General features: G+C 68.4%; 12 protein-coding genes. 1 reads left to right on the top strand and 11 read right to left on the bottom strand.

Going from position 1 to position 13,738, the window contains the following annotated elements:
- Positions 1-6: 6 nt before the first annotated feature.
- Genes nirD through UC35_RS02625 form a run of 3 tightly spaced genes read right to left on the bottom strand, consistent with a single transcriptional unit; the run spans position 7 to position 4,072 of the window.
- The gene (gene nirD, locus UC35_RS02635; RefSeq protein ID WP_061495914.1) at positions 7-381 is read right to left on the bottom strand and encodes a nitrite reductase small subunit NirD; all 375 of its coding nucleotides are present in this window, start codon (positions 379-381) and stop codon (positions 7-9) included.
- Positions 378-2,825, bottom strand: coding sequence for a nitrite reductase large subunit NirB (gene nirB / locus UC35_RS02630; protein WP_061495912.1), 2,448 nt, complete (start codon positions 2,823-2,825; stop codon positions 378-380). The genes nirD and nirB overlap by 4 nt, the downstream gene beginning before the upstream one ends.
- Entirely contained in the window at positions 2,822-4,072 is a 1,251-nt protein-coding gene (locus UC35_RS02625; protein WP_061503647.1) for an MFS transporter, read from the bottom strand. Before UC35_RS02625 ends, nirB begins: the two co-directional genes overlap by 4 nt.
- Positions 4,073-4,255: 183 nt before the next feature.
- Here UC35_RS02625 and UC35_RS24420 point away from each other — a divergent pair, with 183 nt between their 5' ends.
- Positions 4,256-5,506: a type IV pili methyl-accepting chemotaxis transducer N-terminal domain-containing protein gene (locus UC35_RS24420; protein WP_082792563.1), complete on the top strand. Its 1,251-nt coding sequence runs from the start codon at positions 4,256-4,258 to the stop codon at positions 5,504-5,506.
- A gap of 261 nt (positions 5,507-5,767) precedes the next feature.
- On the opposite strand, the gene UC35_RS02615 is transcribed toward UC35_RS24420, so the two are convergent.
- The 8 genes from UC35_RS02615 to UC35_RS02580 all read right to left on the bottom strand — a co-directional run bounded on the left by UC35_RS02615 (position 5,768) and on the right by UC35_RS02580 (position 13,716).
- The gene (locus UC35_RS02615) at positions 5,768-6,223 is read right to left on the bottom strand and encodes a chemotaxis protein CheX (RefSeq protein WP_061495908.1); all 456 of its coding nucleotides are present in this window, start codon (positions 6,221-6,223) and stop codon (positions 5,768-5,770) included.
- 8 nt (positions 6,224-6,231) lie between these two features.
- Entirely contained in the window at positions 6,232-6,603 is a 372-nt protein-coding gene (locus UC35_RS02610; RefSeq protein WP_061495906.1) for a response regulator transcription factor, read from the bottom strand.
- A 12-nt stretch (positions 6,604-6,615) separates the two neighbouring features.
- Positions 6,616-8,733, bottom strand: a complete 2,118-nt coding sequence (locus UC35_RS02605; protein ID WP_061495903.1) for an ATP-binding protein — start codon at positions 8,731-8,733, stop codon at positions 6,616-6,618.
- Positions 8,734-8,752: 19 nt separating this feature from the next.
- A complete protein-coding gene (locus tag UC35_RS02600; protein ID WP_061495901.1) occupies positions 8,753-9,175 on the bottom strand; it encodes a globin family protein in 423 nt (140 codons plus the stop codon).
- A gap of 46 nt (positions 9,176-9,221) precedes the next feature.
- Entirely contained in the window at positions 9,222-10,061 is an 840-nt protein-coding gene (locus UC35_RS02595) for an ABC transporter ATP-binding protein (RefSeq protein WP_061495899.1), read from the bottom strand.
- Positions 10,062-10,071: 10 nt separating this feature from the next.
- A complete protein-coding gene (ntrB, locus tag UC35_RS02590; protein WP_061495897.1) occupies positions 10,072-10,935 on the bottom strand; it encodes a nitrate ABC transporter permease in 864 nt (287 codons plus the stop codon).
- A 10-nt stretch (positions 10,936-10,945) separates the two neighbouring features.
- The gene (locus UC35_RS02585; RefSeq protein ID WP_061495895.1) at positions 10,946-12,244 is read right to left on the bottom strand and encodes a CmpA/NrtA family ABC transporter substrate-binding protein; all 1,299 of its coding nucleotides are present in this window, start codon (positions 12,242-12,244) and stop codon (positions 10,946-10,948) included.
- Positions 12,245-12,492: 248 nt separating this feature from the next.
- On the bottom strand, positions 12,493-13,716 hold the full coding sequence (locus UC35_RS02580) for a nitrate regulatory protein (protein ID WP_061495893.1): 1,224 nt from the start codon (positions 13,714-13,716) through the stop codon (positions 12,493-12,495).
- Positions 13,717-13,738: the final 22 nt, after the last annotated feature.

Raw genomic sequence — 13,738 nt, 5'->3', positions numbered from 1 at the left:
TTTCCGTCATCGGCAGGGTCCTGCCTTCGGCGGATCGGCGTCGATCGCCAGCGTCGCCAGTTCCACCGGATCGAGCAACACCTCGCCGCCTTCGACGCGGCACGAGAAGCGCTGGGTGCAGCCTTCATCCGGCGCCTTGGCGCGCCCGTCCTCGAGGGCGATGGTCCAGTTGTGCAGCGGGCAGGCCACGCTCGTGCCGAACACGATGCCCTGCGACAGCGGCCCGCCCTTGTGCGGGCAGCGATCGAGCAGGGCGAACACCTGGTCCTGGTCGTTGCGAAATACCGCCACGTCCATGCCGCGCTCGCGCGCCACGCGCCGCGCGCCCAGCACCGGGATGTCCTCCACCCGGCAGATCACCTGCCATTCGTTGCTCTTCATGCCGTCTGTCCCTCCACTTGCAGCTTGCCGAACTGGCGCGTGTCGACCTGCGCCTTGTCCTGCTCGAACCAGGGATCGGGCTCGCCGTCCAGGGCGAACTGCAGCCGCTCCCACAGGGCCTTGCGGCCTTCGTGGTCCTCGAGCACCTTTTTCTTGATGTGGTCCAGGCCGACGCGCTGGATGTAGTGCACGGTGCGCTCCAGGTACCAGCCTTCCTCGCGGTACAGCTGCAGGAAGGCGCCGCTGTACTCCAGCACCTCGCCGGCGGTCTTCACCTTGCAGAAGAACTGGCCGGCCTCGGTCTTGATGCCGCCGTTGCCGCCGACGTAGATCTCCCAGCCGGAGTCCACGCCGATGACGCCCACGTCCTTGATGCCGGACTCGGCGCAGTTGCGCGGACAGCCGGAGACCGCGAGCTTGACCTTGTGCGGGGCGTACATGCGCCACAGGGCGCGCTCCAGGTCCTTGCCCATCTGGGTCGAGTCCTGGGTGCCGAAGCGGCACCACTCCGAGCCGACGCAGGTCTTCACGGTGCGCAGCGCCTTGGCGTAGGCGTGGCCGGAGGGCATGCCGATGTCGCGCCAGACGTCTTGCAGGTCTTCCTTCTTCACGCCCAGCAGGTCGATGCGCTGGCCGCCCGTGACCTTGACGGTGGGGATCTGGTATTTGTCCACCACGTCGGCGATGCGCCGCAACTCCGCCGCCGTGGTCTCGCCGCCCCACATCCGCGGGATCACCGAATAGGTGCCGTCCTTCTGGATGTTGGCGTGGCTGCGCTCGTTGATGTAGCGCGACTGCGGGTCGTCCCTGGCCTCCTTGGGCCAGGTGGAGATCAGGTAGTAGTTCAGGGCCGGGCGGCAGGATGAGCAACCGTTGGGCGTGCGCCATTCCATGAAGCTCATGGTGTCGGCGATGGTCAGCAGGCGGTTGGCCCGGATCGCGTCGCGCACGTCCTGGTGGCTGTGGTCGGTGCAGCCGCACATGGCCTTCTTCTTGGGGGCGGCCGAGTAGTCGCCACCGGCGGTGAACATGATGATCTGCTCGACCAGTCCGGTGCAGGAGCCGCAGGAGGCGCTGGCCTTGGTGTGCTTGCGCACCTCGTCCAGCGTGAACAGGCCCTTCTCCTTGATCGCCTTGCAGATCGTGCCCTTGCTGACGCCGTTGCAGCCGCAGACCTCGTCGGCGTCGGCCAGGGCCGCGGCCTTGTTCTGGCCCTGGTGGCCGGCGTCGCCCAGGTTGGATTCGCCGAACATCAGCTTGTCGCGCAGTTCGCCGATCTTGCGGCCCTCGCGCAGCAGCTTGAAGTACCAGCTGCCATCCACGGTGTCGCCGTACAGGCAGGCGCCCACCAGCTTGTCGTCCTTGAGCACCAGCTTCTTGTAGACACCGCCGAAGGGGTCGCTCATCACGATCTCCTCGGTGCCTTCGCCGCCCATGAACTCGCCGGCCGAGAACAGGTCGATGCCGGTCACCTTCAGCTTGGTGGAGGTGAGCGAGCCGGTGTAGCGGCCGATGCCGAACTGCGCCAGGTGGTTGGCCGCCACCTTGGCCTGCTCGAACAGGGGCGCCACCAGCCCGTAGGCGATGCCGCGGTGCGCGGCGCATTCGCCCACCGCGTAGATGCGCGCGTCGGTGACCGTCTGCAGGGTGTCGGTGACGACGATGCCGCGGTTGCAGTGCAGGCGCGCCTTCTCGGCCAGCTCGGTGTTGGGGCGGATGCCCACCGCCATCACCACCAGGTCGGCGTCGACGGCCGTGCCGTCCTTGAACACCACCTGCGAGACGCGGCCGTCCTCGTTGCCGCGCAATTCCTTGGTGTGCGCGCCGATCAGGAACTTCAGGCCACGCTCTTCCAGCGACTTCTGCAGCAGCTTGCCGGCGGTGTCGTCGAGCTGGCGCTCCATCAGCCAGGGCATGACGTGCACCACGGTGACGTCCATGCCGCGCTTCATGAGGCCGTTCGCCGCTTCCAGTCCGAGCAGCCCGCCGCCGATGACCACCGCCTTGCGGTAGGTCTTGGCGGCGTCGATCATGGCGTTGGTGTCGGCGATGTCGCGGTAGGCGATCACGCCCTTCAGGTCACCGCCGGGCACCGGCAGCATGAAGGGGTTGGAGCCGGTGCACAGCAGCAGCCGGTCGTATTCTTCTTCCGTGCCGTCGTCGGCGCGCACGACGCGGCGCACGCGGTCGATCTCCACCACCTTGCGGCCGGCGTGCAGGCGGATGTCGTTCTCCTGGTACCACTCCCAGGAGTTGAGGACGATCTCGTCCAGCGTCTGCTCGCCGGCCAGCACCGGCGACAGCAGGATCCGGTTGTAGTTCGGGTGCGGCTCGGCGCCGAACACCGCGATCTCGTACAGCTCCGGCTGCAGCTTGAGCAGTTCCTCGATGGTGCGCACGCCGGCCATGCCGTTGCCGACCATCACGAGCTTCATCTTCTTCATGGCTGGACTCCCAGGACAGTGGATTCGAGAGCGGGTTGCGGCCGGGCGCGGCCGCCGGCGCCGGCCCAGGTGCGAGTCCAGCGCGCCTGCATCACGCGCAGGACGGCGAGCACCAGCAGGGCGAGGCCCGCGAAGATCAGGAAACCGCCGGCGTAGCTGCCGAGGTATTGCTTGGTCAGGCCCATGGTGCTGGGCACCAGCCCGCCGCCCAGCGCGCCGACCTCGCCGATCATCGAGCCGGCCACCGCGGTGGAGGTGGGCCAGCGCAGGGGCACCAACTGGAACAGCGCGCCGTTGCCGGCGCCCAGCGCGGCGAAGCACAGGATCATGAGGAGCGTCGTCAGCACGAGCGAGCCGCCCGCGAAGCCGATCAGCGTGAGGCAGCCGGTGACGACCGCCAGCACCACGGTCAGCGTATTGACGCCGCCCCAGCGGTCGGACAGCCAGCCGCCCACCACGCGCAGCGCCGCGCCCATGAAGGCGGCCAGCATGGTCAGCTGCCCCGCCTGCACCTTGCTGACGCCGAACTGCTCAAAGTAGTAGGAGGGCAGGAAGCTGGTGAGGCCGATGAAACCGCCGAAGGTGACCGCGTAGATCACGCTGAAGACCCAGCCGTCGTGCTCGAACAGGCAGGCCATGTGGTCGCGCAGGGTGCCATGCTTGTTGACGTCACCCGGTTCGCGCGCCCAGACCACCATCACGACGACCGGCAAGAGCAGGAACAGGGCGGCCACGCCGTACACCGCCTGCCAGCCCAGCCACTGCGCCAGCGGCGGGGCGACCAGCACCGAGACCGCGGTGCCGACATTGCCGGCGCCCACCAGGCCCATGGCCAGTCCCTTGTGCCGCGCCGGGAAGGAACCGGAGCCCAGCGACAGCGCGACGCCGAAGCTGGCGCCGGCGATGCCGAGCAGCACGCCCATGGCCAGCAGGTCGTTGAAGGTATGGACGAAGAACAGGCCGAACAGCATGGCCACGCCGACCAGCGCCATCTCCACCAGGGTGGCGTTCTTGCGGCCGATGTACTGCGCCAGCAGGCCCAGCGGGAAGCGCATCAGGGCGCCGGCCACGATGGGGATGGACAGCATCAGCCCCATCTGCGCGGCCGTCAGCTGCAGCGACTCCTTGATGAAGGGCGCCATCGCGCCGTTCAGCACCCAGATCGCGCAGGAGAAGGAAAAATAGAGGAAGGCCGCGAACAGCGTGGGTGAATGGCCGGATCTGAGGAAGTTCTGGAACGCGCTCATCGTGTGTGTCTGGACCCCGGCGCGCACGGGCGCGCCAAAGAATTCGAGTACAGGTCAGCACACAGCGTCGTGCGCACGGCCGGCGGTACGGTGCACGGCCCGGGTGCGTCATCACACCCGATGACCCTCACTTGCACAGAGCGTGCCAACTGCGCAGGCCCGCTCTGTGCTTGAGCGCTTCGCATGACTTCTGTCTTGATCCTGTCCATGCCCGATTCCGGTGCACCGCCACTGGCTGCAGAGTTCGCTGCGGCCGGTTTCGTTGTGTGCGGTGAAAGCGATTGCGCCCACCTGGTGCGTGAAGGCCTGCGCGCCGCCCCCGACGTGCTCGTTTGCTGGGCGCCGCGCCCTGGTGCGGAACTGTTCGATGCCCTGGCCACGCTGCAAGCCCAGCAGTCCTTGCCCGTGCTTTTCTTCACGCAGGACGCCAGCGTGGAGGCGATGGAGCGCGCACTGTCTGCGGGCGTGCACGCCTGGGTGGTGCAGGGCTATGCACGCGAGCGCCTGCGGCCACTGGTGCACCTGGCCCAGCTGCGCGAGCGGCAGGAGCGCGCGCTGCGCTCCCGGCTCGCGGAACTGGGCGAGCAGCTGGAAGAGCGCAAGTGGGTGGACAAGGCCAAGGGCATCCTGATGCATGCCCGCCATGTGAGCGAGGAAGAGGCCTTCCAGCTGCTGCGCACCGCCTCCATGCAAGCCAACCGCAAGGTGGGCCAGGTGTCGCGCCAGGTGATTGACGCCGCCCACGTGGCGGAGGCCATCAACCGCGCCGGCCAGCAGCGCATGCTGTCGCAGCGCCTGGTCAAGCTCTATGCCCTGGCCCGCAGCCGCACCGACGGGGCGGCGGCCGCGCTGCTGATGAAGGAATCGGTGCAGCGGGTGGAGGACAACCTCAAGACGCTGGAGGCCAAGCTGTCGGCCGCCACCTATGGCGACCTGATCGCGGCGGCACGCGCCGGCTGGACCGGTATGCGCAAGCTGCTCGAGACCTCGGGCCGGACGGCGGACCTGGGTCAGCTCGACGAAGCCGCCGAGACCGTGCTGGCGCAGGCCGACGCGCTGGTGCTGGCCCTCGAAGCCTCGGGGCTGGCCGCCCAGGTGCACGTGATCAACGTCGCGGGGCGACAGCGCATGCTGTCGCAGCGCATGGCCAAGCTGGCGCTGCTGGAGGGGCCGCCCGCTGCGCTGGCGGAGACGGCGGGCGAGTTCGAACGCGGCCTGGCCGCGCTGTCGCAGGCGCCGCTGTCCACGCCCGAGATCCGCGCCATGCTGGAACAAGGCGAAGCTGCCTGGCGCGAGTTGCGCGCCGCGGTGCCCGGCGCTGCCCAGCCGGCCGGGCGCATGAAGCTGGCCGCGGCCAGCGAGGATTTGCTGGACTCGTTCGACCGGCTGACCGCGGCCTACCAGCACAGCATCCAGGTGCTGATCGGCGCGTAGGGCCTGTTATCGCTATGGAAGGGCTCGCGTGACCCAGAAAACGGGTGCCATCAAGGCGCAAAGCACAGCCGGGGCGGGGCCCCGGCGAGCATTTGCAACGCGGAGGGCGCCCGTTTCCTGGGCCACCCTTCGGGCCGGTGGCTGTCAGGCCGCAGGGCGTCGTTGCGACCTCGTTGTGTGCACGAGCACACGGCCTCGGCCGCGCCTAGCCCTGCAGCCTGACAGCCACCGGCGCGAGCCCTCCCATAGCGTTAACAGGCCCTAGCGTCTTTCGATGTCGATGCAGACCACCGCCGGCTGGTGGTTCCAGCGCAGCGTGATCGCATAGGGGTGCTTGCGGACCCGGGCCTGGATGCCCGCGCTGCCATGCAGCCGGACCGGCACCGAGATCTGCAGCGCCGGGCCCAGCGTCTTGCGCGCATTGCCGGCCAGCGTGTTGGCGATCTCGCCGACCGCGTCCAGCAGGTTGCCCTGCGACAGGTCGGTTTCGCCCTGCAGCAGCAAGAGCTCCTTGAGCAGCTGGCCGGGCATGGAGACGATCACGTGGCCGTTGAAAGCACCCGAGAAGGAAACGATGCCGTTGTAGTCGTGGCCCTGCAGCTCGCCGGTGGCGAGGTAGGCGGAGGTGATCTGCGGCTCCTGGCGGGTGACCACGCGGAAGTACTGGCGTACCGATTCCACGAACAGCTTGAGATCTTCGGCGCTGAGCGATTCCATGGTGGCTCCTACTTCCCTTCCGCGACGTCCAGCAGGGCGATCTTCAGCTCGTCGTCGCTGAACGGCTTGGCGACGAAGCCGCGCGCACCCAGCCGCAGGGCCTGGATCGCGGTCGATTTGTCGGACAGCGCGCTCAGCACGAGGATGTTGGTCCGCGGCAGCATGCGCAGCATTTCCTTGATGCATTCGATGCCGTCCATCTCCGGCATGGTGAGGTCCATGGTCACGACGTCGGGCTGGGTGGCGCGGGCCACGCGCAGCGCCTCGGCGCCGTTGCGCGCCAGCCCGACCAGCGAGACGTTGGACAGGCCGCCGCTTTGCACCACCCGCGAGATGCGCGAGCGGATCATGTTGGAGTCGTCGACGATGAGCAGTCTCATGGGTGGTCCTCTTCAGGCTGCGAACCGGATCCTGAACTCGGTGTACGCGCCGGGCGTCGAGGCCAGGGTCAGCCGCCCGCCCAGCTTTTGCACGTTGGCGTGTACCAGGTCCAGGCCCACGCCGCGTCCTGCGTGCAGCGACACGCCATCGGCGGTGGAGAAGCCGGGCCTGAAGATGTGAGCGACGATCTGCCGCTCGTCGAAGGCCTCGAGCTGTCCGGCGCTGTACCAGCCCAGGTCCAGCAGCTTGCGCCGCACCCGCGCCGCCGACAGCCCGGCGCCGTCGTCGCGCACGGTCAGCAGCCACTCGTCCTCGCTGCGGGACAGCTGCACGCTGACGCGGCCGGCCTCGTCCTTGCCATGCGCGCTGCGCGCAGCCGGCGCCTCCAGGCCGTGGGTGACCGCGTTGCGCAGCATCTGCACCGCGATCTCGCGCGCCAGGGCCGCTTGCGGCGGCGGCAGGTCCAGCAAGGCGCCCATGGCGATCGCCGGCTTGACCTTCTTGCCGCAGTCGCGCGCCACCTCCTCGGCCAGGCTGGCCAGCATGGTGTTGATCGAGCTGGAAGGGGCTTCCTGCGCGGGGCGCTGCTGGCCGGCCAGCGACTTCAGCGCGGCCACCTTGCCCAGCAGGTCTTCCAGCGGCAGCGGCAAGGCCAGCAGGGCCGAGCCGAGGTCGGCGGGATGGCCGCCTTGCCGGATCTGGTCCAGCGCGGTTTCGAAGGCATGCGCCTGGCCGGCCAGCGTCTCCAGGCCCAGCGTCGCGGCGTCGCCCTTGAGCGCGTGGACGCGGCGGCGCGCCTCGTCGATGTGCCGGAGGATGGCCGCCTCGCCCTGCGCGGCGGAGGTGTTGCGCAGCATCCCGTTGACTTCCAGCAGGTCCGACTCGGCCCGGGATACGAACTGCCGCAGCGTCGCGGGGTCGGCGTCGATCGCCTTCAGCAGCATCGCGAACTCCTTCTGCGAACGCTGGCGCTCCGCCTGCAGCTTGTGCTCCAGCTCGATGCGCGCCGAGATGTCCTGCACCGTCACCAGCAGGTGCCGCACCGCGCCGTTCTCGGCCACCCGGTTGAAGTGGAAGGACAGGTGCCGCGCCTGCTCCTGTCCCAGCCGGTTCTTCACGGCCACTTCCACTTCCGACAAGGGGTTGATGCCCTGCACCAGCGCTTCCTTGACGTGCGGCGCGAACAGCAGCTGCACGTACTCGCGGGCGTCGGACAGGTCCTTTTCCGTCAGCAGCGGCGCCAGCAGGGCGAAGAAGTCCTGGCCCGGCGCGAGGCCGCGGCCGAACAGGGCGTGCGCCGAGCGCGACAGCTGCGAGCCGAGCCTGAAGTCCGGGGTGATCAGGAACAGGCCCTCGCGCACCGACTGCAGGATTTCGCGGTTCTCCTCGTTGGCCGCGTCGATCGCCGCGTCCGAGGTCTGCAGGCGGCGCAGGAACTTGAACAGGATGAAGGCGAAGTTCAGCAGCGCCAGCAGGATGCCGCCAGTCTGCACCATGCGCAGGGTGCTGGCGCGCGAAGCACCGATGGCCTGCGTCTCGGTGACGAAGTCGTTGGCGATGTTCAGCAGGCGGATGTTGTTCGCCTGGCTGTAGGCGAGCGCCGCGGACAGGTCCTGCGGGCTGAAGCCGTCGGCCATCAGCGGCTGCAGCCTGCGGTGGTAGGGCGTCCAGATCTCGTCCACCTCGGCCTCGAGCCGGCGGCCGCGCTCGGAGGTCACGGCATCGAGGAACACCGGCTTGCCGTCGCCGCCGGGGAGGGTGGCGCCGCTCTTGAAGGCGGCGCGCGACAGCTCGAAGATCTTCGCGCCGGCACGCAGTTCCGCCAGCGTCTCGGGACGGTAAGGCTGTCCCGCGGCGCGGGCCGCATCCAGCTCCAGCAGCGTGCGAGCGATGCGCTGCGACACGTAGCGCTGGCGGCCGGCGAGGTTGATCGCGACGGTGTCCTGGTCGATCTTGAACGAGGTGTAGAAGTTCAGGACCAGGACGCCCAGGTCGAACAGCAGGAAGAAGGCCACCGCGATGATGATCTCGCGGTACTTCCCGAAGCTGAATCCGCGCCCGCGCGGCTTGGCCGCGGAGGCGGACCGGGCGTGGGCGGTGGAGGGGTCGAGGGGCAGGACGGCAGCCATGGGTTCTCCCTTGTCGCTCTTATTGCTGTTGTTGTTGCTGCTGCTGCGCTTCGATCATCACGCCCGAGAGCAGCGAGAAGGCGGTCGACCAGGCCTCGCGCACCTCGGGCGTGAAGTCCCTGCCCAGGCCGTTTTCCAGGGTGTCGAGCAGGGCGGCGCCCACCACCGGGTAGTGCGCGGGCAGCGCGCCATAGCCGACATGGCGGCGGGCGAGCTGCTGCGCCGCCGGCACCAGCGCCTCGAGCCGCGTGAGCCCGTTGACGACGGTCGCCAGCATGGCCATGAGCTTGCGGCCCTGCTCCTTCATATCGCCCTTGAAGAGCGGCCGCACCTGCGGCGCCAGCTCGAACAGGCGGGCATAGAAAAGGTCGGCTGCTTCCGGCGCGATGGGGACGACCTTGGCGAAGCTGGATTGCACCAGGGTGACTTGCTGGGGGGTCATGGACGCTCCTCTCTCGTTGCGGGTTGGATTGGGGGCCGGATGGGGGCTAGGCCACGGCCCTTTCCCTGCGGGCGGGGGCGCTGCGCGGGGCGATCGCCTCGACCTTGCGCTGCTTTTCGTACAGGAAGGACAGGATCTCCTGCCGGCAGTGGTTGTAGACCTTGTCCTCGGCCAGCGCGATGCGGTTGCGCGGCCGCGCCAGCGGCACGTCCATCACCTGGCCGATGGTGGCGGCGGGACCGTTGGTCATCATCACCACGCGGTCGGACATCAGCACCGCCTCGTCGACGTCGTGGGTGATCATCATCACGGTGTTGCCCAGCTCCGACTGGATGCGGATCACCTCGTCCTGCAGGTGGGCGCGGGTGAGCGCGTCCAGCGCCCCGAAGGGCTCGTCCAGCAGCAGCACCTTGGGCTCCATGGCGAGCGCCCGGGCGATGCCCACGCGCTGCTTCATGCCGCCGGAGATCTGCGAGGGCAGGCGGTCCAGCGCATGCGACATGTTGACCATCGCCAGGTTGTGCAGGATCCAGTCGCGGCGCTCGGCGGCGCTGCGAGTGCCCTTGAAGATCTTGTCGACCGCGATCTGCACGTTCTGGTAGACCGTGAGCCAGGGCAGCAACGAGTGGTTCTGGAACACCACCGCGCGGTCGGGTCCGGGCGCGTTCACTTCGCGGTTGTCCACGAGTACGCCGCCCGAGCTGGCCTTGAGCAGGCCGGCCACGATGTTCAGCACGGTGGACTTGCCGCAGCCCGAGTGACCGATCAGCGAGACGAACTCGCCGCGCTTCACGTCGAGGTCGATGTGCTTGAGGACGGGGTTCCCGCCGTTCGGGCCGGGGAAGGTCATGTCGACGCGCGACAGGGAGAGATAGGCGTGGGTCATGTCGGTTCCTTCAGCTGGCGCTGGTGCCGCGGGTGACCTTGCGGCCGATGAAGGCGACGATGCGGTCCAGGGCGAAGCCCACGAGGCCGACGTAGACGAGCGCCAGGATGATGTCGCTGATGCGCGAGGAGTTCCACGCATCCCAGATGAAGAAGCCGATGCCGACGCCGCCGATCAGCATTTCGGCGGCGATGATCGCCAGCCAGGACAGGCCCACGCCGATGCGCAGCCCCGAGAAGATGAAGGGCGCCGCCGCCGGCAGCATGATCTTTCCGAAGTACTCGACGCCGTTCAGGCGGACCACCTTGGCGACGTTGCGGTAGTCCTCGGGGATGTTGCGGATGCCGATCGAGGTGTTGATGATGATCGGCCAGATCGAGGTGATGAAGATGACGAAGATCGCCGAGGGATGGCCGTCGCGGAAGCCCGCCAGCGAGATCGGCAGCCAGGCCAGCGGCGGCACGGTGCGCAGCACCTGGAACAGCGGGTCGAGCCCGCGCAGCGCCCAGGTCGACTGGCCCACCAGCACGCCCAGGCTCACGCCGGCCAGCACCGCCAGCGAATAGCCGTAGGCCACGCGCTTGAGGCTTGCCAGCAGTTGCCAGGCGATGCCCACGTCGTTGCCGCCGCGGTCGTAGAAGGGATGCGCGATCAGCTCCCAGGTGTCCTGCACCACCTTGGTGGGGGCGGGCAGGCTCGCGCCGGGACGCGATCCCAGCACCTGCCAGATCATCAGCAGGAAGCCGATGATCACCAGCGGCGGCAGCACGTAGGTCAGGAAGCCGCGCGCGGCCAGGCGCGCCCAGGCCAGCGCGGCGTTCGGCGCCGCCGGCGCGGCGATGCGGAGGGTTCCCACGGTTTCGGTGGTGCTCATGATGCGGGCCTCAGGCGGACTTGATGTACTTGATGCTCAGGCTGTCGAGGTACTTCTTCGGGTTGGCCGGGTCGAACACCTTGCCGTCGAAGAACTTCTCGATGCCGCGCGAGGTGGACGCCGGGATGTCCTTCTTGTCCACGCCCAGTTCGGCTGCGGCCTGCCGCCAGATGTCCTCGCGGTTCACCTTGGCGATCAACGCCTTGGTGTCGATGCCCGGGGGCAGGTAGCCCCAGCGGATGTTCTCGGTCAGGAACCACAGGTCGTGGCTCTGGAAGGGATAGCTTGCGTGGTCCTTCCAGTAGCGCATCTGGAACTTGCTGTTCGCTTCCACGCGGCCGGTGCCGTAGTCGAAGTCGCCCTTGACGCGGTCGATGACGTCTTCGATCGGCGCGTTGATCCAGCGGCGGCGCGAACAGATCTCGGCCACCTCGGCGCGGTTCTTCGGGTCCTCGCACCACACCTGCGCTTCCATCACCGCCTTGACCAGCGCCTTGGTGGCGTTCGGGTTCGCCTGCACGTAGTCGGCGCGCAGCGCGAGCGACTTCTCGGGATGGTTCATCCACAGCTCGCTGGTGGTGAGCGCCGTGTAGCCGATCTTCTGGTTGATCAGCTGGCGGTTCCAGGGCTCGCAGACGCAGAAGGTGTCCATGCTGCCCACTTTCATGTTGGCCACCATCTGCGGCGGCGGCACCGTGATGGTCGTAATGTCGCGGTTCGGGTCCACGCCGCCCGCGGCCATCCAGTAGCGGATCCACATGTCGTGCGTGCCGCCGGGGAAGGTCATGGCGGCGTTCACCGGCTTGCCGGTCTTCACCCGCTTGGCGAGGAGAGCCTTGCCGAAATCCTTGTTGTCCAGGCCGACCTTGAGGTCCTTGTACTCGTTGGCCACCGAGATGCACTGGCCGCCGAGGTTGAGGCGCGCCACGATGTTGATCGGCACCTGCACGTTGTTGGTCGTCACCGCGCCGGTGGTGATCAGGTAGGGCATGGGCGTCAGGATGTGGGCGCCGTCGATGCCATTGCTCTTCGAACCCAGCACCAGGTTGTCGCGTGTGGTGCCCCAGGACGACTGCTTGAGCACTTCCACTTCGGTCATGCCGTGCTTCTTGAAGAAGCCCTTCTCGTCGGCGACGAACAGCGGCGCCGCGTCGGTCAAGGCAATGAATCCCAGCTTGGCGGCCTTGGTCTCCAGCGCCGTGCCCTGCGCCATGACGATGCCGGGAAAGGCGCCGGCGGCGCCGAGCGCCGCGGCGCCCTGCAGCACGGATCGGCGGGTGACCGTGGCCTTGGGGGTGATGTCTTGCATCGTGTGCTCCTGGTTGCGAAAGAGAAAAACGAAACGGCGCCCATCGCACTGCGTGCCTATGCACACAGGGATGGACGCCGTTGTCCTGGTGTCGGGTTGTTCGCGCGCCGCCGTTAGCGCCCGTTCAGGCAGAGCAATGCACGGACCGTGCCAGCCTGCTGGGGCTGATTCGGCCTGGGATCGGCGCCGTCATGGCGCGCTTTGGGGGCATGGCGCACCGGATTTGTGCGCCGCAACAGTGCCGGCGCTCAGCGCCCGCCCGGCAGCACGTCGGCCAGCGAGAGCACCGCTTCGGCCACATCCACCAGGCGGCGGTTCTGGTTCATCGCCATCTGGCGCAGCGCCTTGTAGGCCTCGTCCTCGGTCATGTGCCGGTGTGCCATCAGCAGGCCCTTGGCACGCTCGACGACCTTGCGTTCGGTGAGCGAGGCGCGCACCGCGTCGAGTTCGTCGCTCATGGCCTGCAGGCGGCGCGACTGCTCCTGCACCATGGCCAGCACCGAGCGGTCCAGTTGCGGGCCGAAGGGCGCGGCGTGCTCGGCGCCGGGGTAGGGGGCTTCGCTGGCGAGCGCTTCCAGCAAGGCCTTCTGGTCGCGCAGTTCCGTGCGGGCCTGCGCGATGCGCGCCTCGCACAACTGGCGCAGGTTCACCGTCAGCACGTCCTCGACGCCGCGCATCGCGTCGATGCGACGGGTGGCCCACTCGTACCAGTGCTGGCTCAAGCTGCTGTCCAGGGCAACGGGCCGGCCCGCGCAGCCGATGCGGCGCAGCCGCTCCACCTCGGCGATCACCGCCGGGTCGCGGCTCGCCTGGTCGGCGCGCAGCACCTCGGGGTCGGAGAAATCGGCGAAGGCCTGGAAGCAGCCCTGCTGCGAATCGATCAGGTGGCGCCACTGCTGCTGGCCCGCGAGGTCGATCGCGCCCGAGCCGAACAGGCTGGCGCCCAGCGCTCGCTCCTGGCCGGCGAACTCCTTGCCCTGCATGAAGTTGAACATGGCCACCAGCGCGCGCGAGATCTCCGGATCCATGGCGCTGTCGGCGGCTTCGAACACCACCGCCAGCAGGCCCGCCACCAGCCGGGTGTACGCCGCGCTCGATTCACGGGCGGGCAACTCCTGGCGCGCCACCCGCTGGCGCAGGGCGGGCAGGCCGTCCAGCCCGTGCAAGCCCACGGCCACCCGGCTGAACAGCCGTGCGCCATGGCGGACCTGGCTGGAGTGGATGTCCAGCCGGTCGAACTGCGCGCGCACCTGCTGCTCCATGCCGGCGCATTCGGCCACCTGCAGCAGGCGCAGCGGGCCGAACTGCTTTCCCTGCGAGCTGAGGAACACGTTCGACATGCCGCGCTCGCGCTGCAGGCCATGGATGAAGCGGCCAATCGCGGCCACCAGTTCGCTGGTGCGGGCGAGTTCCTCCAGCTCGGCAATTTCGCATTGCCGGGCGGCGAGCAGGAAGTCGGATCCGGAGGTCATTGATAGGGCCTGTTAAGCGTTA

It is taken from the genome of Ramlibacter tataouinensis (genome assembly GCF_001580455.1).
Taxonomy (GTDB): Bacteria; Pseudomonadota; Gammaproteobacteria; order Burkholderiales; family Burkholderiaceae_C; genus Ramlibacter; species Ramlibacter tataouinensis_B.
Note: the sequence above shows the minus strand (reverse complement) of the source record. Positions and strands in the feature narration are given on the sequence as shown.